Consider the following 20,583-nt stretch of genomic DNA (forward strand, 5'->3'; position numbering starts at 1 on the left):
AACTCTACCCAGACTCAGCAATGGAAAGCATGCGGTTTGAAGAACATCTGGCCATCAGAACCAGATTCAAATTGAATAACTTCCAGGCCGACTAGGGCTGCAAGCACCTCTTTATCTCATACAGCAATGCTTGTATTTAGCGCCTTTGCCACAGGGACATGGGGCATTCCTGCCGACTTTCGGACCAGTGTAATCCCATGCTCCCTGTGCAGGTTCCGTGGTCCCAAATTGGAACCGAAAATCGGGGAATTCACGGGACATGGCAGCTTCCTGCTTGTTCAGGAGAACACGATATATCCTGTTGCACCCCGGTAACGAGTGACGGTAGTCAGGATTGGTTTGGATTTCATCCGCGCATTGCAAAATGCAATTGCATGCTGATTCCAGCTCTCGAAGGTCCTCAGAGTGTGTCGCCACCAGATTGGCATACGCGTACAGGGCCCGAATCCGAAGGTGCGAGGTGTTGATGCACTTCTCATAAAGATGTTTTGCATCCGCGATGCTGCGATTCGCTACTTTCTTATCGGCTATCAGCCCCGCCAACGCCATCATGGCATCAGGATGGCGTTGGTCTGTGGCTGCGGTCAGCCAGTGGAGGGCGATTGAGGGATCCCCGACAAATGCGTCCCCCTGTCGATGCAGCACGTACAGGTGATATTGAGCTTGCGGGAAACCAGATTCTGCTGCTTTCAGCGAGCACTCGAAGGCTTTTTTGAGGTCCTTCGGTCCGCCAAGCCCCAGCTCATGCATTCTGCCCAACTGAGCCAATGCCCGCGGGTGCGACTGCTCAGCGGCTTCCTGATAGTGCTCTCTTGCGCGCTCATAATCCCGATCAAGATGCTCAGTGCTATTAAAGAAAAAGTCGCCCATCATGGCTTGTGCGTCCGCATGCCCCGCCTGGCATGCCCACCAGATATGGTGTTCACCGCGCCCACGATCGTAGCGACGACTTAGAGTCCCGTCAGGGTTGTCCTTGAGTCGAAACAGGTACGCGCCATACTCATATCGTGCACCGGGATGATTGCTCTCGGCGGCAGATTCGAACCAGTGCATGGCCTGATCGATGGCTTCGCGTGAGGGCATACCGGCAGCCCCATAGCCGTCATCAACACGATGCAACCCATAATCGGACTTCTCTCGATCAGCTTTGTCTTTGAAGTAGAGGCCTAACAAATATCGAGACTGCGCATCTTCTTCGAATATGGCTCTGTAGCTGAGATCTCGCTGGATGTGCAGTGTAGGCTCGATTACCTCATATTCAGGTTCGGCGGAGCTGCCGGTTTTCAGCCAGTAGAGATGCTCCAAAAGCTCACGAGCGAGGTACAGCCCCTCAGTCACGGCCGAAGGCAAGTCGAGAGTGCCCGGCGGATATTCCTCCGGGTGGGCAGCTTTGTTCCCGCTGTCGCGCAAGGTGTTCAGGGCTGATAGTACCCTCCTGGAAGAGCCCTGCGCGTTACGCACCATTGCGATCTTGTTGGCGATATTGGAGTCAGTCTTTGCCGAAGGCTCTATGTCATCGCAGAACACCGCCGCAAAGCTGCGTAAGTGAGTGAGGGCATAGCCTGGAGTAACGAAGGCCAGGTCTTTTGCCTGCGCGTAAAGCCCGGCCAGTTCGAGGCTGACGCTCTGTGCAAACTCGATGTCGTTCATAGGTGGCCAGAAGGCGAGAGTGGAATAGATGTTTGGCGACAAGATACCGTGACTCAACCGGTCAGTCACAGGCTTTGAGGAAGGGGCCCAGATACTGGTTAGGGCTTCTTGCGGAGAGAGCGTGAATAGTTTCACAGACTTGACCATCCTTGGTCATGTTTTTAACGGGAATTATGGTAGCAATACGTCCAAAACGGACGCCGTGATCAACGATCATCGTCCATCGCAAAATCTCAATGTACTAGGCTGGTACACCTTCCTGACGGTGCGGGTTGGTGAGGCGCCTTACACGGGGGAACTTGGCATGACCGCCCGCAGTTCAATACCCTGGCCGTCCGCTTTAAACGACCGAAATGGGGCGTTAGCGGCCGGTCGCACTGCGTTTGAACTGTCGGTAAGATCCTTTTCCCAATCAGCACGAACAGATGCCAATGCCCCAACAGACGACACTAACCAGCATCATCGGCCCCTGGAAAGGAGAGGCGTCGACAACGTTACTGCAACGCTGTCGAGATGCCTGGGACACGCCCTTTAAAGAGCTTTCAGATCTCATGGTCGCCACTTTTCTGAATCAGCGAATCGCAGTTCCACAAATGTTGGCCGAGGCCAGACGGCGGTTGGATACAGAGCCCCGCGATGACACGGAATACTTCGATGGCCAGCTACTTGAGGCAGTTATCGGAGCCGACAACTGACCGCTTCTGGCCGTGAACTGCCTTCCATGAAAGGCGGCAAAGAGCCAAGGTGCCATGTGGCTCAGGCGCTGAGGCTGGCAAATGTGAAGCCAGTAATTGACTTCACCTTGCGGAATCAGCATATCTGCCCTTTAAGTGCGATAGAGGATTATCCGACAATGGTGCGTGTTGACGGAGACCAAATAACTGACTGGCCAACATTTCACAGTGTTTTCGCGGAAAAGTTCGGTTTCCCTAGCTTCTACGGCGGCAATATGGAATCTTGGATAGATTGTCTTTCCTATCTTGATGACCCGGCCGCAGAAATGACGTCTATCCACGTTCAGCGCGGGCAGACGCTTTCACTGGTCATTGACAACGCTCAAGAGTTCAAGCGCCGCTGCCCTTTGCAATTCGAAGCGCTGGTGGAATGTGCAGCTTTTGTAAACTGGCGGACTGCGGTTGCAGGCGGCACCCCGCTTCTGGGCCTAGCTTTCAGCGTCTAGAGGCTCGCCCGCACCAATGGAGGGGGTATAGCTGAATTGGCGGGAGACTGCCATGGGTCGGTCTCTGCCGGTCGCCATTGGCAGCAATGACAAGCTCTTAGCCGATCATGGACACTAAGCGTACTGGTAGAATCCGATGGAAATCGGTGGTCAGATCGAATGCAACCGCTTGGTCTAGTGCAATGCAAACGAGTGATCAGTACTGATGCAGTCAGGCGGTCAAGTGGAGTGCAGGACGCTGGAGATGGCTAAAAATCGGTTCCAAAACTCAGAGTGGGCACCCTTGTAGAATGCGGCTTTCAGGGCGACGGTAGTCTAAAAGTTTTGGAACTGAAAAGTGGCTCAAGGCCGCAGCGGGCGGGGTTCTTTCTATCGGATTGCAAATCCGTCTACGCCGGTTCGATTCCGACCTCGGCCTCCATATTTGAAAGCCCCGCAGATTAACGTCTGCGGGGCTTTTTCGTTGTGGTGCGGAAAGCCAAGAGTTCCGAAATTTTGAGGGTGGAGTTCCGAAACTTTCCTACTTCGAGGGCTTGGCGATGGCGCCGACCCGGCGGTAATGCGCATCCAGGCTGCCTCGCTAACGTGCGTAGAATTTCAAACGCTCTAACGCGCAATCGATCCAATCTGAGTATCCAGGGCCGCCAATACTTCGTGGGCAGCTTTCACCCTCGCCGCGATGGGATAGTTCTTGTTCGCCAGCATCACGATGCCGATACCCTTGGCAGGAACAAAGGCCACGTAAGTGCCGAAACCGCTCGTAGAACCGGTCTTGTTAATAAGCACGTTGTCCTGCAGTGGCAACGCAGGGTTAAGTCGGGTGACTTCATTGGCTTCAAGAATCATTTTGGACGAGTTGCCCGCGACCAAGCGGTCGAGTTCTATTGGGTAAGGGTAAAACTCCCATCCCAGCCCCTGCGTCATATTGCCAACTTGGTAGTAGCCCTTATGCGTTGCCGCGATAGCACGTTGCAGCGGCTCATCCAGATCCCCCGCCTGCATGTTTGCCTCGACGAAATGAATCATGTCGGTCGAACTGGATTTCACGCCATAAGCCTCGGCATCCAGAACACCGGGCGCCACTCTGATCGGTTTGTCCTCTTTGCTATATCCGTATGCGTAATGGCTCATCTGCTCTTGCGGGACGTGGATGTAGCTCTGCCTCAGTCCGAGCTTCGGGAACAGCTTCTTTTCCAGTAGATCATCGAAAGGCTCGCCCATGCTTTTGGCGGTCAGAAAGCCGAGCAGGCCGATGCTCGGGTTCGAGTAGAGCCTATGTGTTCCGGCAGCATAGGTCGGTTCCCAAGTGTTGTAATAAGCGATCATCTTTTCGTGGCTGTCCACATTATCGGGAAACTGCAGTGGTAAGCCGCCAGCCGTGTAGGTTCCAAGATCGAGCAGGCTGATGCGGTCGAAACTGCTGCCACGCAACGAAGGTAGGTATTGGCTGGCGTGATCCGACAGAGAGAGCATTTTGCTTTCCTGCGCGTAGGTGGCGAGGGTCGCCGTAAAAGTTTTACTGACCGAGCCGATCTCGAAAATCGTGTCATCGGTGACCTGCTGGCCACTCTCCTTGGAGGCGACACCATAGTTAAAGTAAAACTGCTCCCCATTGAGTGTTACCGCCACCGCCATGCCAGGAATGGTATGTTCCTGCATCACCGGCTGGATAGCTGTGTCCACGACAGCCTTGACCTTGTTGGCGACATTTTCCTCGGCGATACAGTTGCCGGCACCGAGGACAAAGGTGGTAACGGCAAAGCCTCCCAGTCTGGCGATAGTCTTTTCGTACATGATTGAACGTTTTTCCCTAAATTCTGAGGTCTCATCACCGCTAATGATGGGCTTCTGGCCTTTATTTGTAGCGGCTCGCGTTTGAAAACAGTCCTACTCGCATTTTCGGCTGGGGTAGTGTGTGTAATAGCAGGATCGGGTGACTTCAAATACCGAGCACAACAGATCAAGGGGCTCTTCAGCACGGAGTTGATCAATTAACGCGAGCGCTCGTGTTCCTCGGCCATCAAGAGCGCGGTGGCCTTTTTAAGATCGATTTTTCCCGCTCCAGCCGATTGATCCGGGCTTCCAGTTCTTGGATTTTTTGCTGTTCGGGCGTCAGCGCTTTACTGGTCGGCGTCACACCATTTCGCTCTTCCTGGAGCTGGCTTACCCATCGGCGTAGCGCCGATTCAACCAGCCCAAGCGAACGGGCTGCATCGATATGGCTATAGCCTTGGTCGAGCACCAGGCTGGCAGCTTCGCGCTTGAATTCGGGCGTAAAGGAACTACGTTGCTTGGTCATCGGACACCTCTTTGTGGCGAGCATTCTCGCCTAAATGGGTGTCCGGAATCATTAGACCACTACAGTAGTCGTTGACCTGAAGAGAAACGGCACTGAATCAGTTTCATCGGCAGCCACCTCATCAAGGACTCGTCATGAACATTATGAACATGGCCCGTTGAGAGAGTAGGCGTCAAAAACGAATTCGTCGAATCAGTGACTTACGTGGCTTATGAACATATCAGACATAGCACCTCGTTTAACATAATATACATTATAAGTACCTTTGTATGGAGCTACCGGGACCGAGGTTGGTCAGATTTGAAGCTAGGCTCATGACGGATCAGGCTCCTTTCAGGGCTTGGCCTGAAAATCCGCAGGCGTCATGCCATAGCAAACAATGAACACGTCACGGCACCCTTGCTCGCGGTACCACTTCACAACACTCTCGATCATCGTGCCAAGGACGCGAATCAAAGTGTCGCTGTAACCTTTGCGCGAGCTGGCTTCGTATGGATACCGGGCGTTTGTGAAAACATTGCGGTAACGCTCGATCCATTCTTCTTCGTGGTTGAACCGAAGGCGTGTCCTTATTTCTACAGGCACTGCATGGAAAAGCGTAAGCAGATCGTGCTTGTCGAAGCGCTTATCAGCCGCGATCTTGCCTGCAAGCTGAAGCTCCCGATGCGCGCCCTTGATCAATTCTACGTCAAGGTCGTAGGTTTCATTGACCTGGCCGTGGTTGCCATGGGGCCGAGCCACGAAGCTTTTCAGCAAAATCTCCATGCCGATCGCCGCATTTACTTGGGCAACAGCCATCATGTCGCGCCCGGTAAGCAGGTGTTTAGCGGCTTCCCAATAGCGGTAAGCGCTTTCGATCATCCAAGGTGTAAGGTGCTGCTGCATCAAAATTCTCCGTAATTTGAGCTACCCCTAGCTCAAAAGATGAGCTGCCCTGCCCTTATAATATGACCCCAAGGAATAACTACACTAAATGACTATTTAGTCGAGTTATAAGTCGCCCCATCGATTAGTCCGCGAAAACCGCACGCTGCCTTATCTCGGCTCTATGGTGGTTCACAGCGTTTACCTTTAAGCGAATTAATACATTCCGGGCGTTAATTAGCCCCATAAAACCTCCTCCTCAACCGCCATCTGTGATTAGGTGACCTGCCGCCCCAAGATGCCAGCCCGCATGGGTTCTATGGCCTTCAGGTGATACTTCGCTACCGCCCCTTGTCCGTAAATGCCGCTGGGAAACCAGCATAGCCAAGCGTTCTCGGCTGCCTGTGCTCTCCAGGCACTATCTGATGGTCGCATCTCGCACAACAGTTCGATAACCGCACAACATCCGTTTAGGTCTCTCTACTTGTGCCCAATCTTGCGGCACGCTATTGCGCAGTCACCAAATACTTCCTAGGTGCTGATTGGCCCACCGCTTCGCAGCGCGAGGGCCAGCTTGACAACTCACACTCCAGGAAAACCAGGAGCTCGCTTTGATTAATAAAACGTTTGAGTCCATCGCCAGCGCGGTGGAAGGGATCACCGACGGTTCGACCATCATGGTCGGTGGCTTTGGCACTGCCGGCATGCCGTCTGAGCTGATCGATGCCCTGATCGCCACCGGTACCCGCGACCTGACCATCATCAGCAACAATGCCGGCAACGGTGAGGTCGGTCTTGCTGCTCTGCTCAAGGCGGGCAGCGTACGTAAGGTGGTCTGCTCCTTCCCGCGCCAGTCGGACTCCTACGTGTTCGACGAACTGTACCGAGCCGGCAAGATCGAGCTGGAAGTGGTACCGCAAGGTAACCTGGCCGAGCGTATCCGCGCTGCGGGCTCAGGCATCGGTGCCTTCTTCTCGCCGACCGGCTACGGCACCCTGCTTGCCGAGGGCAAGGAAACCCGAGAAATCGACGGCCGCCAGTACGTTCTGGAAATGCCGCTGCACGCCGACTTCGCGCTGATTAAGGCGCACAAGGGTGACCGTTGGGGCAACCTGATCTACCGCAAGGCCGCCCGCAACTTCGGCCCGATCATGGCCATGGCCGCCAAGACTGCCATCGCCCAGGTCGACCAGATCGTCGAACTCGGTGAGCTGGACCCGGAACACATCATCACCCCGGGTATCTTCGTCCAGCGCGTGGTCGCCGTCACCGGCGCTGCCGCTTCTTCGATCGCCAAAGCTGTCTGAGGCCTGCCATGACCATCACCAAAAAATTCTCCCGCACCGAGATGGCCCAGCGCGTGGCTGCAGACATCCAGGAAGGCGCGTACGTAAACCTGGGCATCGGCGCACCGACCCTGGTGGCCAACTACCTGGGCGACAAGGAAGTATTCCTGCACAGCGAGAACGGTCTACTGGGCATGGGCCCGAGCCCCGCTCCAGGCGAGGAAGACGATGACCTGATCAACGCAGGCAAGCAGCACGTGACCCTGCTCACCGGTGGCGCCTACTTCCACCACGCCGATTCCTTCTCGATGATGCGTGGCGGCCACCTTGACATCGCCGTACTGGGCGCCTTCCAAGTGTCGGTCAAGGGCGATCTTGCCAACTGGCACACTGGCGCCGAAGGTTCAATCCCGGCCGTAGGCGGCGCGATGGACCTCGCCACAGGCGCCCGCCAGGTGTTCGTGATGATGGACCACCTGACCAAGTCAGGCGAAAGCAAGCTCGTGCCCGAGTGCACGTACCCCCTGACCGGCATCGGTTGCGTCAGCCGCATCTACACCGACCTGGCCGTGCTGGAAGTGACGTCCGATGGACTGAAAGTGCTAGAGATCTGTGCCGATATCGACTTCGACCAGTTGCAGAGGCTCAGTGGCGTGCCGCTGATTCAGTAGCCCGCGGAAACCGTTTACATCCGCCTGCCGTTGATGGGGCTGAAGAAGGTCCATCGCCGCCAAGGCGGATTTTCCTGCGTATTAGCAGTCCTCGCCTCTCTGATCTGGCACTTAGCCAATACAGGTCCTTCAGGGGCAGCAGATCGAAGATATTTACGGCGATGTATAGGTAGAAGCGACCTGACCCATCGGGTACGCCAAATTATGAATCACCGGTGATTCACCCCACTACTAACCCTACCCTTACTTCATGGGAAATCGCCAAAGCAACACCACCCCTTGGGCTATGATCAATCTGTCGCCCTCAACGGGAGCGTGCCATGCCGATCACACCTTCGGGTCAGCGGTTGCGTTTGTACGACAGTGATGAACTCGATTGCATATTGCAGGCGATGGCAAGACAGGCTGCTGCGCTGTTGCCGCCTACTCAAGCCGTACTGATCGGTATCCAGCGCCGTGGTGAGCCCCTGGCCCGGCGTTTACAACGACTTCTGTCATGTCAGACCGGCCTGCCGGAACTGCCGCTGTATCCGCTGAAGGTCAAGCGCTATGCCGATGACCTGAAAGTGCTGCATACCCACACGCAATTGACCGAAAACCCGCTTCTGGGTGCGCTAGACCTCGCGGGTAACACCTTGTTGATTGTCGATGATGTGCTTTTTGAAGGCCACTCGCTCCTGCGTACCTGCGCTTATCTCGCGCAACTCGGCGCTCGCCGGATCTACACTGCAGTACTGGTCGACCGGCATGTCTGTCAACAACCAGTCCATGCCGATATTGTCGGTGTACATCTACAAGTCGCTGCCCATGATATTGTCGAATGCAACGTTCCGCCTTATGAAGCGGAATTCTGTATTGACGTACTGCGTCATGGCGTCACCCTCGACGGCAGATCTAAAAAAACGCTGGAGTGAGCGCAACGTGATGGAAAAGATGAACATCAGTAAAGCGTTCACGCTGATCGAATCAGGTCCGGTTGTTTTCGTTACCACGAATGAGGGTGAGAAGAACAATATAATGACCCTCTCGTGGACCATGGTGGTTGACTTTACGCCGATCATTGCGATCACCACGGGGCCTTGGAACTACTCATACGCCGCGCTCAGTAAATCCAGGGCGTGCGTGATTTCAATTCCTACGGTGGATCTGATTGATCATGTTGTGGGTATCGGAACCTGCAGTGGCGCCGACACCAACAAATTTGCAACGTTCGGGCTAACGCCAGTGAAAGGAAAGCATGTTGGGGCGCCCTTGATTAAAGAGTGCGTGGCGAATATCGAATGCAAGGTCATTGATATCGTCGAAAAATACAACATCGTTGTCCTTGAAGGCATCGCCGCATACTTCGACAGTTCACGCAAAGAGCAGCGAACGCTTCATGCTGTGGGGGATGGCACGTTCATTGTGGACGGTAGAAGACTGGATCGAAGAAAAATGATGCAATCGAAGATCCCGGACGGCGTGTAGCCTTCATGCTGCAGACGCCACGATAAAGCGGCTGACATAGGGCAGGTGCAACTCGCCACCCTGCCCTGTTGACAGCCCCTCGCTAATGTCACTGTACCTGGTTACGGCCATTGCGCTTGGCACGGTACAGAGCATCGTCGGCACGCGTGATAAGACTCTCCACGCTGTCATCACTTTCGGCAAAGGCAACGCCGAATGATGCGGTCACGGTGTCGAGCAATTCATCTGTGCTCCGTGTCTTGATTCGCAGCGTTCGGATTTTCAGGCGCAACTGCTCGGCAAAGGCATAGACGCTATCAATATCGGCACATCGTTGCAGGATGACGCAGAATTCTTCGCCGCCATAGCGCGCCGCTACGCCATGAGGAGGAAGGGCGTTGCGGAGTAGTTGGCCAACATGCTGCAGTACGCGATCACCTAGTGGATGCCCGTACTGGTCGTTGAACTGCTTGAAGTGGTCAATGTCCAGCATGACCAATGCTACGCCATCAGGCCCTTTGCTCAGTGCTTGCTCCAGCAAGCGTGTGAAGGTGTTTCGGTTGAATACCTGTGTCAGGCTGTCGACCGTAGCCGCGAGTTGAACGCGTTCAAGCTTTGCTCGCAGACTGGTGATCTCGTTTTGGGCCGCGCGCAGCTGGCCGAGAAAAAGCGCCTGTTGATCCTGTATGAGCTGGGTGCTCTGTTGCAACTCGCTCAGTATGCTGGGCAAGGCGATCGGTTCATCAAGCATCTCTATGCAATGCTCCAGGCTGGCCTGGAAGTTCAGGTTAACCTTTACGCTATGCGAGACGTCACGCTCCATGTCGTCAACGAGGTCGATAGCTTGCTGTTGCCCGGCGCGGGCCTCTTCCAACTCGTCTCGAATGATGAAGTCGCGAAAGAGCTTGGTGGCGGATTCTGCGGGGAAACCGCCTTCCTCCAGGACAAGCCGATCCAGTTGGTGATTGAGCTCGGGCTCCTGCCCTCTACAGTACGTATACCAAAGCGCGTAGTGCACAGGGTTGGTAGGGATGCTGTGACGCATCATCAGGGGTACAGCTTGCTTCAGCAAGGCCGCCGCTTCTTGTGTGTCCTCTGGGTACAACGCTAGAGCAGTAGCGCGCCTTTCTGGTTCTCTCATCACGTGATAGTCGCTGGTTATTATTCGTAAGAATATACAACAAGAACCGTATAACTATAAGCCTATTACGGTAAGAAACCCTGCGTTCTTCTTGAGCCTGGCAAGGCCACACCCTCCTCCATGCAGGCCCTTGCCCTACGCGTGTTGCACTTTGTTTCGGGTCTTCCTGCGCTGGAATTTTCCTCAACCGCTAGGTAGCATGCGAAAACCTGATGTAGCACAACTCCGGCGCAGCCATAACGCTCTAGGCTGAGGTTCGACGGATGATGAGGCATGGGTCTATCGGCCCAACAATAAAAACAAGAAATGCAATGCGACGGCAGGCCGTCACCGACGCCCAAATGGCGGACATTGCAGATCAAGGTGATTGAGCATGCTGTACGAAGGCTTGGCGAAAAATTCCACCTTAACGATCAACGGCCTTCCAGCCGAGGGACCCTGCGCGCGCGTTACGCAAGCCCTGAGTGCTCTTCCCTCCTGTTTCGATGGCCGGCTTCTGTGGTACGCCTTTTCCGTCTCGAGCAATCCCCTTCATCCACAAGCAGGCCTATCTATGGGCTCTTGGCCCAGGCGCGCCCTTCACAAGCGAATTTCCAGTTCTGCGAAACTGGCCGTAATCACTGTATCGACTACCCTCTTTCAGCCAAACACCCAGCCGTTTACCGCGAACCGCACCTTGCCCTGCAAGGATGAGCGGCATTCCTGCGTTTCTGGATTAATTTGGCGCAATAACAAAATTTTAACAAATTTGTGACATTTTTTTTCAGAGCTCTCGCAAAGCATCTCGGCCTGCCTGCTACCAGGTGTATAGCATGCGTTTCGATAAGGAATAGCAAAGGATGAAGGTCACTGTTTTTGGAACCGGCTACGTCGGTCTTACACAAGCTGCATGCCTTGCCGAAGTCGGGCATTCGGTGTGCTGTGTGGATGTCGACGAGCAGCGGATAGCTTCTCTGCTTGAAGGGCACTGCCCTATTTTCGAGCCCGGCCTCCCAGCTTTGCTGGAAAAAAACCTCGCGTCAGGGCGGCTCCAGTTCACCACGGACGCCGCGTTGGCCACTGCCTTTGCCGACATCGTCTTTATTGCAGTGGGCACCCCTCCCCGTGAGGACGGCAGTGCAGACCTGCGCAACGTTTTCGCGGTGGTCGAAACACTGATGGCTTACGCCACACAGGACAAGGTCATTATCAATAAATCGACCTCTCCTGTAGGCACCGTCGACCGGATCAAGAGCATGATTGCCGATCGATCCAACGGCAGCTCGCTACGTTTTGAAGTGGTCAGCAACCCCGAGTTTCTCAAGGAGGGCTCCGCCGTCAATGATTGCATGCGACCTGAGCGCATCATTATTGGTGGCGCACAACCTGCCACCATTGAATTGATTCGCGAGCTTTACCAACCGTTCAGCCGGAATCGCGAAAAAATCATCGAGATGGATGCGCGCAGCGCCGAACTCACCAAGTACGCCGCTAACTGCATGCTCGCCACGAAAATCTCCTTCATCAACGAGATGGCCAACCTGGCGGAGCATTTGGGTGCCGATATCGAGATGGTCAGACGTGGCATCGGCTCCGACTCGCGAATTGGTTACGACTTCATCTACCCCGGCTGCGGCTTTGGCGGCTCCTGTTTCCCCAAGGATCTCTCAGCCTTGCAGAAAACAGCCGAACTCGTGGATTTCGACACCCAACTGTTGCGCGCCGTAGACGCCGTCAATCAGCGACAAAAGCACCGCTTGTTCGAAAAGATACAGCGCCATTATCGCAATGAACTGCGTGGAAAAGTCTTCGCGGTATGGGGGCTTGCGTTCAAACCCAACACTGATGACATTCGTGAAGCCTCCAGCCGCGTGTTGCTGGAATCCTTGTGGAAGGCCGGTGCGCGGGTTCAGGCCCATGATCCTCAAGCGATGCAGGAGTTTGAGCGTCATTATGGCCAACGCTCCGACTTGCAGTTGATGTCATCCAAGGAAGGCACATTGCAAGGTGCCGATGCGTTGGTGATTGTCACCGAATGGCAGGATTTCCGCGTGCTTGACCTGGAGCAGGTTCCCCAACTGCTTGCTGACCGGGTGGTGTTTGACGGCAGGAACCTGTTTGACCCCGAGCACATGGCCGCCGCAGGCCTTGCCTACTACGGCATAGGACGTGGGCGGGTGGACAGCGAATGACGGTACTGATTACAGGCGCAGCAGGTTTTATCGGCTTCCACACGGCTAAACGCTTGTGCGAGCAAGGTGTCGACGTTCTAGGTATCGACAACCTCAATGACTACTACAGCGTTGAGCTCAAGCGTGACCGGTTGAAGGCGTTATCCGGGTTTAAAAACTTCCGTTTTCAAACCATGGACATCGTCGACAAGCCAGCATTGCTCGCCTTGTTCGAAGCGCACGCCTTCAGCGAGGTCATACACCTGGCTGCACAGGCCGGCGTTCGCTACTCCCTGGATAATCCGGATGCATACGGGGCGTCCAATCTGGTTGGTTTCCTGAATGTGCTCGAAGCCTGTCGGTATCACATGCCTCGGCATTTGATCTACGCTTCGAGCAGCTCGGTCTATGGCTCTAACGAAAAGCTACCGTTCTGCATCGAAGATGCCGTCGATCACCCGGTTTCGCTGTATGCCGCCAGCAAGCGCGCCAATGAATTGATGGCGCACAGTTACTCCCACTTGTTTGGTATTCAGGCCAGTGGGTTGCGCTTCTTTACGGTCTACGGGCCGTGGGGACGTCCAGACATGGCGCTGTTCAAATTTACCCGGGCGATCCTCGAAAACCAGCCAATTGATATCTACAACGACGGAAATATGTCGCGCGACTTTACCTACGTCGATGACATTGTCGAGAGCATCGTACGCCTTCGGTTGAGACCTCCGTCATGGCAGTCGCCAGAGAAAGGCGCCGTCGCACCGGCCGTTCCTAGCAAGCTTTACAACATTGGCCGCGGTCAGCCGGTAAAGCTTCTGGACTTCGTTGAGTGCCTTGAGTCCGCTCTGGGTATCAAGGCAAAACGCAACTTATTGCCCATGCAGGCAGGCGATGTTGAAAAAACCTGGGCTGATGTTTCGGCGTTGGCCAAATGGGTCGATTTTTCGCCTTCCGTTACAGTTCAAACGGGCGTCGCTGAATTTGTGAGGTGGTACCGAAACTATTACCGAGTCTAGGCAAGGCACAACACCATAGAAATAGTTGCGGGAGCGTCATGAGCAAGAACATTTACATCTCTGTGCTGATTCCAGCAAAGAATGAAGCGGCAAATCTACCACCTTTGCTGCACGAGATACGTGCAGCTCTCGATGGCGAAGCGTACGAGATTATCGTGGTCGACGATGGTAGTACCGACAACACGCTGGAAAAACTGCGCAACCTGAAAAGCAGCGGTTTCGATCAGTTGAGAATCTTGCATCAGGCGCGTTCGCTCGGGCAGAGCACTTCGATCTATAACGCCGCCCAGGCCGCGCATGGGCACTGGCTGGTGACGCTCGACGGCGACGGCCAGAATGACCCCGCCGATATCCCAAGCATGATCGCATTGGTTCGTGGCAGTGAAGGCGATGCCGACGGCATCAAACTCGTCGCAGGACACCGGGTGAACCGTCGTGATACAGCCAGCAAGCGCTGGGCTTCGCGATTCGCCAATGGCCTGCGCAGCCGCATGCTCAAGGACGCTACGCCAGACACCGGTTGCGGGCTCAAGCTGATAGAGCGGGCAGCGTTCTTGCGCCTACCCTACTTCGATCATATGCACCGTTACCTGCCAGCACTTATCCAGCGCAATAAAGGCCGAATGCTGGTGCATCCAGTCAATCACCGCCATCGCCAGGCCGGGACCTCGAAGTACGGCAACCTGGACCGTGCACTGGTGGGGATTCTTGACCTGCTGGGTGTCTGGTGGCTAATCCGCCGTACCCGTTTCGACGCCACCCCCCAAGAGGTGGATGTATGAACATTACTCGGGAAACACTCTGGCTCATTCTGGGGTTTACCGGGCAGGCTGTCTTTACCGGGCGCTTTTTGCTTCAGTGGATCTATAGCGAAGTCAAAAAACGCAGCCTGATTCCTGTGGGGTTCTGGTACTTGAGCATTCTTGGCAGTGCACTGCTGCTGGTGTATGCGATCTACCGGCAAGACCCGGTTTTCATCGCCGGTCAAACCTTCGGCTTCATCGTCTACTTGCGCAATCTGCAGCTGATTGCCCGTAACAAAACGCTTAAGGAATAAGCCTGGTGCGTATGTTCACCTCCCACAGGACTGAACGCCTCGCGTTTGCCCTGCTAGCCCTTGTACTGGTGGGCGCCGGCCTCGGCTTGCGTCAACCAATGAATGTCGACGAAGAGCGCTTTCTTGGTGTGGCTCTGGAAATGCTGCAAAGCGGTTCCTGGTTCATTCCACATCGTGCCGCCGAAATCTATCCAGATAAACCGCCGTTGTTCATGTGGGCGGTTGCGTTCTTCACCTGGTTGACGGGCCTGCCAAAGGTCGCATTGTACTTGCCCGGGCTACTTTCGGCGGTCACCGCCACGGTAGTGCTGCATGATCTCGGGCGTCGTTTGTGGAACCGCCGCGTCGGCCGCATTGCTGCCCTGCTCTTCCTTGCCACCTACCAAACCTACAGTATTCTGCGTACTGGCCAGATCGACAGCTTTTTATGCTTGTGGGTGGCGCTGGGCATGTACGGCCTGGTTCGTCATCTTTTGCTTGGTCCCGCCTGGGGCTGGTTCTACCTGGGCTGTGCGGCGATGGGCTTCGGGGTGATCAGTAAAGGGGTCGGCTTTGTCCCCGCGCTCATGTTGATCCCCTACGCCTATGCCGTCAGCAAGGGCTGGAAGGGTGTGGTTGCCATGCCTGGGCAAGGGCGACGCTGGTGGCTGGGGTTGCTGGTCATGCTGCTGGCCATTGCAGTCTGGCTAGTGCCTTTGGTGGTAACAGCGCTGTCGAGCGGCAACGCTGCAGAGCTGGCCTATATCAAGGAAATTCTGTTACGCCAAACCGCTCATCGCTACGCCAGTGCATGGGATCACCGTGAACCGTTCTGGTACTTTTTCGTCAAGGTAATCCCGCAGTATTGGCTGCCGATGTTCCTCGCCTTGCCCTGGCTGGTACCGGCGTGGCGCCGGCAACTGATCAAGCACGACGGGCGTGTGCTGGTATTGCTGGGCTGGGTCATTCTCGTGGTGCTGTTCTTCTGCTTGAGCACCGGCAAACGCAAGTTGTACATCTACCCGGCGCTGCCAGGCCTGGCCTTGGTTGCTGCCCCCTTGGTGCCTTGGTTGCTTCGCCGCTGGTTCGGCCAGCGCCCCATGGGGCGCAAGATTTTCACAGCAGTAGCGATCCTGTGGTTCTGCCTCTGGTTTGCTCGCGGTTTTGTCGAAGCTCACAAGGAAGGTCGCAATCCACATGAAACGCTGATGAACGAGACCGCCGCATTGACCCAAGGTGCCGATCTGGTGCTTGTCAATTGGCGCGAAGGGCACTGGTTGTTCGCGAAGCAGCCGATTATCCACTTTGGCTTCCTTAGCGGATCGAAGATTGACCAGGCTGCCTTATGGTTGCATGAGCATCCCAAGGCCTATGCACTGGTACCCGCCAGTGAACTTGAGCGCTGCTTCCAGGCAGACAAGGCTCGTAAATTAGGCGAAACGTCGCGCGCGCAGTGGTTCCTGGTCGGTGCCGACGCCGATAACGGTAGTTGCCGCCCGGCACCGCCAACCAACGTGTACCGCTTCAGCTGGCACACCAGCCCCCTGTAATTCCTTGATTTGATCACCAGGCCGTCAGCGGCCTGGTTACCTCGTATTGCCTGGAGATTGATGCAGTGATTTCAGTTGCAGGGAAAACAGCGCGTGGGCTACCGGCTCTCGCTACACCGAAGTGGATTGGCGCAGCGTTATTGTTGATCGTGCTCGTGTTGGCCTATACCGCATCGTCACGCTATTTCATACATCAGCAGATCTACGCTCAGTTACGCACTGCCTGGGCAGGAGACACGGCGCCTGGTCAGAACATCTGGTTACCTGACTACAAGGTGGTCATTGATGGAAAGGTGGTGGAAAGCACGCTGAGGAATCTCTCAGGCATCACGTACGACTACGATCAGAATCGCCTGCTGGCCATCACCAACAACACGCCAATGGAGTTGTTGGTACTGAGCAAGGCTGGCGATATCGTCAGTCGCTACCCGCTGCAGGGTTTTAAAGACACCGAAGGCTTGGCCTACCTGGGGCACGGCCGTGTGGTGGTAGCCGACGAAGACCTGCAACGACTCAATGTGGTCACCCTGCCGAAAGAGGTTCGCCCGATCAAAGCCGATGACACTCAATTCATCAGCCTGGCGATCAATCTTACCAATACAAACAAAGGGTTTGAGGGTGTGACCTACGATGCTGAACATGACCGGTTGTTCGCCATCAAGGAACGGGATCCTCGTCAGCTGTTTGAAGTCACCGGGATGATTAATTCGATAGGGGCGCCACTGAAGATCAAAGTGGCTGACCTTACTTCGTGGGTCGATCGCAGTGTCTTTGCCAGGGATTTGTCGGATGGCTACTACGACGCTGCCACTGGCCACATGCTGATTCTGAGTGATCAATCGAAGTCCATCACCGAACTGGATCAGGACGGGAATTTTGTCAGCACTCGTTCACTGCGCGGTGGTATTAGCGACATGAAGCAGAGCGCACCTCAGGCCGAAGGCATGACGATGGACAGTGATGGCAACCTGTATGTGGTCAGTGAGCCGAACCTGTTTTACCAGTTCAAGAAACAGTAAATACACCTGACGCGGCTGTTTGAGGGGGTTGCACATGAAGTTTGCTGCCGGCAACGCAACACGCGCCTTCACCATCATCGCTTTAATGCTGGTCTTGTTATTGCTGTTCTGGGGCTTGGGTAGCATACCGCTCTTGAGTGTGAACGAGGCACGCCGTGCCGTGACTTCTCGAGAGATGCTGGAAACCGGTCAATGGCTTTTGCCGTATATGAACGGTGATCTGTACCTCTCCAAGCCGCCGCTCTTCTACTGGTTGACGCTGATGTCCTCTCAAATGCTGGGGGCACTGAGCGAATGGAGCCTGCGCCTGCCGTCAGCCCTGTTTGCCGCGCTTTGCTGCGGCCTTGTCTACTGGCAGGGGGTACGCCTGGCAGGGCGTCAGGTTGGTTTGTTCGCGTTGATTTTTCTTGCCGCCAATGCCGGTTTCAGCCTCTTCGCGCGCCGCGCAGAAATTGAAATGACGCTCACGGGCCTATGCTTCATGGCCTTGCTGGCCGCCTGGCAGTACCTGTTTCATGAGGGGCGTCGGGGCTGGGTATGGCTCAGTTACGCCCTGTTGGGATGCGCGCTCCTTACCAAGGGGCCTGTTTGTTTGCTGTGGGTGACTGCGCCTGTTCTGGCGTTTGCATGCATTACGCGCTCCGCAAAGGCCAAGGCTTACCTGTGTGACGGTTGGGGCTGGCTGATCGCCTTGGCAATCGGTAGTTCGTGGTACTTGGCTGTTTCGCTGCAGGAAGGCTGGGGCATTTGGGCTGGCATCCTGAATGAAGATATTGTCAAAAAAATCTCGGGCCAGGGGGCTGAGTCCTGGTATGCCTACCTGTTGTACCTGGCTGGCGACTTCTTTCCATTCTGGCTGGTGTTGCTGGTTCAACCGCGCCAACTGTGGAGCAGCCTTCGCGCCCGTCCCGAGCTGATGCTGCTGTTTTGCTGCAGTGTACTGCCCTTGGTCCTCTTCTCACTGTTTACCGAAAAACACGCCAAGTACCTGCTACCCACCTATCCGGCAGTTGCATTGCTGCTGGCCTGGCAGTGGAGCGAGGTGTTGTCGCGCGTGGGCAATGCCTGGCGCAAGCTGATGATCGGTCTGCCGCTTTTCGTGCTGGCGGGCTTTACCGTGTTCTATATGGGCTTCGAGTCCAGAGCCTTTGCGCATCGGATCGCTGGGTTCCCACAAATCAGTAGCGCTGCTGCAGCCCATCCTGAACTGCCTGCTTACAGCCTGCTCCCCCCGGATATGCGCCTGGTCTATTACATGGGGCGTCCAGTTGCGACGATAAGTGCCGAGCAGGCGCTGGCACGCACCGAGGCCCCCGGGTTGCTGTTTGTCCAGGCACCACTCCCGGCAGAACTCAACGCACTGCAACCCTGCGTGCTGGCGCAGGTTGAGCCCTATCTGAAACCAAAACGGCGCGCACTGTTGATCGGCCTTGGAACGGCCTGCCCCAAAACACCTCTTTCTGTCACACAGTGACACTACCCTTGTGTTTCCCTGCCCGGGCCTGCCGGGTGGGGACGCGCGGATGAATTGCCAGATGCTTGACGGCTACTGACCCTTAGCCGTTTTCACACGCCCTTCACACCCGTTTGACGAGTCATTTCCTCCCGCGTCGCTATCTTCTGCGCACAACGCTCTTTCGCGGTGCTTTGCCGCAGCCCCCTCAAAAATATTGCACTGGAGTTGCATGATGCTGCACGCAGTGATTGGCCGGGCAGAAGCCCTTCCGCTTGCGCTACGCCACAAGTACGCGCGCCCTCTCAAACTTGCCGCTGGCCTTGCGGTGGCAGCTGTACTGGGGGCGCTTGCCGTCTGGTTCATGGCATGGCCGCATGTGCCGGACCTCAGCGCCAGCGGTGCGATGGCCAAAGCCGGCGTTTATGAGGGCTGGAAAAAAGGCGAAGTTGTTGTACTGATACGCCACGCGGAACGCTGCGATCGCTCAAAGGCGCCCTGCCTTGCTGCGCCCGAAGGGATTACCATCAATGGTAGCCAGGCCGCTGCACAGGTCGGCAAGGGACTCAAATCGCTTGGTCTTGCGCAAACCGATATTTTCGCCAGTCCTTTGCTAAGGACACAGCAGACAGCTGATTGGATTGTCGGTAATACGGTCGCCAGTCAAGACTGGTTGAAGCTCTGCGACAAGGGGTTTGCCAACAATGTGCTTGAGCACAAGACGCCCAATCGGAATCTGGTGCTGGTGACTCACAGTGGCTGTATCGATCAGTTTGAACGTGAGCAGAATGTGCCGGGCGGCGAACGCTCGATTGCCTATGCACAGGCCTTGTTTATTTCCGCCAGTGACAAAGGCCTGCCACGAATTCTCGGTAGCATTTCAGCTGATGAGTGGCAGAAAGTCGCACAGCAAGCGGTGAACTAACAATGCAGGCCATATCGCGTGAAGCGTTTTATCGGGTGAACGTGGGTTATGTCCTGTTGTTTGCGTTGGCGGTGTTTGTCCTGTTCGACCTGGCAGACCTTGACCGTTTATTCAGCGATCTGCTCTATGACCCCGTCACCGGTGTGTTTCCACTTGAACACAACACACTGTTTGAAAAGATCACTCATAAATGGGCCCGGGTAATCCCGGACTGGACAGGTGAAATAGCGATCATCGGCTCGCTGCTGTCGTTTATCTGGCCTCGACTCGCCCCTCATCCCCAATCGCGGGTCACAACTGTCCTGGAAGCCTTCCGTATCGCGCCCGTGTTGCGCTTTACCACCCGTTATCGCCGCGATTTTCTGTTTGTCGTATTGGCCTTTTCTCTGAGCACGGGTGTTATCCACTACCTGAAAAGCCACACGGGCGTGTATTGCCCCGTAGAAACCACACTGTATGGCGGCAAGGAAATTCGCATGGAGTGGTTCCATAACTTCTCTTTGTGGCAAAAGGCAGGCCCTGGAAGATGTTGGCCAGGGGGTCATGCTTCCGGTGGCTTCAGTATGCTGGCCCTGTACTTCATTGCGCGACGCTACCGTTGGCAACACACTAGAAAGGTGTTGATGGGGGCGCTATTGCTTGGTTTTGTCTTCGGCACGACGCGGGTGCTGCAAGGCTGGCACTTTATGTCCCATACCTTTTGGTCGGGGATATTTGTCTGGCTAAGTACGTTGATGGTCGCACTGGCGCTTTATGGTAGAGAACGTCTGTCCCAGCCGCTCGCCGCGCCGTTGCCAGGAGTGGCCGAATACACTCACGCCGGATGTGACAAAATGGCACACTGACGCGCTTTTACATCTGCGCCCCACTGCGGCTAAATAGTGGCTTCATAACTCAGCC

The 20,583-nt window shown here is 55.4% G+C and carries 19 protein-coding genes and 1 pseudogene; 15 read left to right on the forward strand and 5 right to left on the reverse strand.

What is annotated here, in order from left to right; all coding sequences use genetic code 11:
• Nucleotides 1–111 precede the first annotated feature (111 nt).
• On the reverse strand, nucleotides 112–1,650 hold the full coding sequence (locus EKA13_RS01455) for a tetratricopeptide repeat protein (protein WP_176717386.1): 1,539 nt from the start codon (nucleotides 1,648–1,650) through the stop codon (nucleotides 112–114).
• A 431-nt stretch (nucleotides 1,651–2,081) separates the two neighbouring features.
• On the opposite strand from EKA13_RS01455, the gene EKA13_RS28730 reads away from it, so the two are divergent.
• Nucleotides 2,082–2,345, forward strand: a complete 264-nt coding sequence (locus tag EKA13_RS28730) for a contact-dependent growth inhibition system immunity protein (RefSeq protein WP_065757758.1) — start codon at nucleotides 2,082–2,084, stop codon at nucleotides 2,343–2,345.
• 26 nt (nucleotides 2,346–2,371) lie between these two features.
• Entirely contained in the window at nucleotides 2,372–2,830 is a 459-nt protein-coding gene (locus EKA13_RS01460) for a barstar family protein (RefSeq protein WP_245704290.1), read from the forward strand.
• Between the two features lie 606 nt (nucleotides 2,831–3,436).
• On the opposite strand, the gene ampC is transcribed toward EKA13_RS01460, so the two are convergent.
• The 3 genes and pseudogenes from ampC to EKA13_RS01475 form a co-directional block, all read right to left on the reverse strand.
• Entirely contained in the window at nucleotides 3,437–4,624 is a 1,188-nt protein-coding gene (ampC, locus tag EKA13_RS01465) for a class C beta-lactamase (RefSeq protein ID WP_065757759.1), read from the reverse strand.
• Nucleotides 4,625–4,726: 102 nt separating this feature from the next.
• Nucleotides 4,727–5,129 (reverse strand): annotated as a pseudogene (locus EKA13_RS01470) (transposase); the annotation flags it as partial.
• Nucleotides 5,130–5,462: 333 nt separating this feature from the next.
• Nucleotides 5,463–6,014 carry a hypothetical protein gene (locus EKA13_RS01475; RefSeq protein WP_065757761.1) on the reverse strand — a complete coding sequence of 184 codons (552 nt, stop codon included), beginning with the start codon at nucleotides 6,012–6,014 and terminating at the stop codon, nucleotides 5,463–5,465.
• Between the two features lie 590 nt (nucleotides 6,015–6,604).
• On the opposite strand from EKA13_RS01475, the gene EKA13_RS01480 reads away from it, so the two are divergent.
• The 4 genes from EKA13_RS01480 (at nucleotide 6,605) to EKA13_RS01495 (ending at nucleotide 9,417) form a co-directional block, all read left to right on the forward strand.
• Entirely contained in the window at nucleotides 6,605–7,300 is a 696-nt protein-coding gene (locus tag EKA13_RS01480; RefSeq protein WP_065757762.1) for a 3-oxoacid CoA-transferase subunit A, read from the forward strand.
• An 8-nt stretch (nucleotides 7,301–7,308) separates the two neighbouring features.
• Nucleotides 7,309–7,950, forward strand: coding sequence for a 3-oxoacid CoA-transferase subunit B (locus EKA13_RS01485; protein WP_065757763.1), 642 nt, complete (start codon nucleotides 7,309–7,311; stop codon nucleotides 7,948–7,950).
• Between the two features lie 320 nt (nucleotides 7,951–8,270).
• Nucleotides 8,271–8,864: a phosphoribosyltransferase family protein gene (locus EKA13_RS01490; RefSeq protein ID WP_065757764.1), complete on the forward strand. Its 594-nt coding sequence runs from the start codon at nucleotides 8,271–8,273 to the stop codon at nucleotides 8,862–8,864.
• A gap of 10 nt (nucleotides 8,865–8,874) precedes the next feature.
• Nucleotides 8,875–9,417, forward strand: coding sequence for a flavin reductase family protein (locus tag EKA13_RS01495; protein ID WP_065757765.1), 543 nt, complete (start codon nucleotides 8,875–8,877; stop codon nucleotides 9,415–9,417).
• Nucleotides 9,418–9,505: 88 nt separating this feature from the next.
• Here EKA13_RS01495 and EKA13_RS01500 read toward each other — a convergent pair whose 3' ends face one another.
• On the reverse strand, nucleotides 9,506–10,537 hold the full coding sequence (locus EKA13_RS01500; RefSeq protein WP_065757766.1) for a GGDEF domain-containing protein: 1,032 nt from the start codon (nucleotides 10,535–10,537) through the stop codon (nucleotides 9,506–9,508).
• A gap of 839 nt (nucleotides 10,538–11,376) precedes the next feature.
• Here EKA13_RS01500 and EKA13_RS01505 point away from each other — a divergent pair.
• The 9 genes from EKA13_RS01505 (at nucleotide 11,377) to EKA13_RS01545 (ending at nucleotide 20,528) form a co-directional block, all read left to right on the forward strand.
• Nucleotides 11,377–12,708 (forward strand): UDP-glucose dehydrogenase family protein, encoded by a 1,332-nt coding sequence (locus EKA13_RS01505; RefSeq protein WP_065757767.1) that lies wholly within the window; start codon nucleotides 11,377–11,379, stop codon nucleotides 12,706–12,708.
• Nucleotides 12,705–13,700 (forward strand): NAD-dependent epimerase, encoded by a 996-nt coding sequence (locus EKA13_RS01510; RefSeq protein ID WP_065757768.1) that lies wholly within the window; start codon nucleotides 12,705–12,707, stop codon nucleotides 13,698–13,700. The genes EKA13_RS01505 and EKA13_RS01510 overlap by 4 nt, the downstream gene beginning before the upstream one ends.
• A gap of 38 nt (nucleotides 13,701–13,738) precedes the next feature.
• On the forward strand, nucleotides 13,739–14,482 hold the full coding sequence (locus EKA13_RS01515; protein ID WP_065757769.1) for a glycosyltransferase family 2 protein: 744 nt from the start codon (nucleotides 13,739–13,741) through the stop codon (nucleotides 14,480–14,482).
• Nucleotides 14,479–14,757 (forward strand): lipid-A-disaccharide synthase N-terminal domain-containing protein, encoded by a 279-nt coding sequence (locus EKA13_RS01520; RefSeq protein WP_065757770.1) that lies wholly within the window; start codon nucleotides 14,479–14,481, stop codon nucleotides 14,755–14,757. Before EKA13_RS01515 ends, EKA13_RS01520 begins: the two co-directional genes overlap by 4 nt.
• An 11-nt stretch (nucleotides 14,758–14,768) precedes the next feature.
• Nucleotides 14,769–16,286 (forward strand): ArnT family glycosyltransferase, encoded by a 1,518-nt coding sequence (locus tag EKA13_RS01525; RefSeq protein ID WP_065757771.1) that lies wholly within the window; start codon nucleotides 14,769–14,771, stop codon nucleotides 16,284–16,286.
• A gap of 125 nt (nucleotides 16,287–16,411) precedes the next feature.
• Entirely contained in the window at nucleotides 16,412–17,305 is an 894-nt protein-coding gene (locus tag EKA13_RS01530) for an SdiA-regulated domain-containing protein (RefSeq protein WP_065757795.1), read from the forward strand.
• 34 nt (nucleotides 17,306–17,339) lie between these two features.
• On the forward strand, nucleotides 17,340–18,779 hold the full coding sequence (locus EKA13_RS01535) for an ArnT family glycosyltransferase (RefSeq protein WP_065757772.1): 1,440 nt from the start codon (nucleotides 17,340–17,342) through the stop codon (nucleotides 18,777–18,779).
• A 343-nt stretch (nucleotides 18,780–19,122) separates the two neighbouring features.
• On the forward strand, nucleotides 19,123–19,683 hold the full coding sequence (pmrG, locus tag EKA13_RS01540) for a lipopolysaccharide core heptose(II)-phosphate phosphatase PmrG (RefSeq protein ID WP_083199725.1): 561 nt from the start codon (nucleotides 19,123–19,125) through the stop codon (nucleotides 19,681–19,683).
• Between the two features lie 2 nt (nucleotides 19,684–19,685).
• The gene (locus EKA13_RS01545) at nucleotides 19,686–20,528 is read left to right on the forward strand and encodes a phosphatase PAP2 family protein (protein WP_065757774.1); all 843 of its coding nucleotides are present in this window, start codon (nucleotides 19,686–19,688) and stop codon (nucleotides 20,526–20,528) included.
• The last annotated feature ends 55 nt before the right edge of the window (nucleotides 20,529–20,583 follow it).

This window comes from Pseudomonas defluvii (genome assembly GCF_001695625.1).
GTDB lineage: Bacteria > Pseudomonadota > Gammaproteobacteria > Pseudomonadales > Pseudomonadaceae > Aquipseudomonas > Aquipseudomonas defluvii.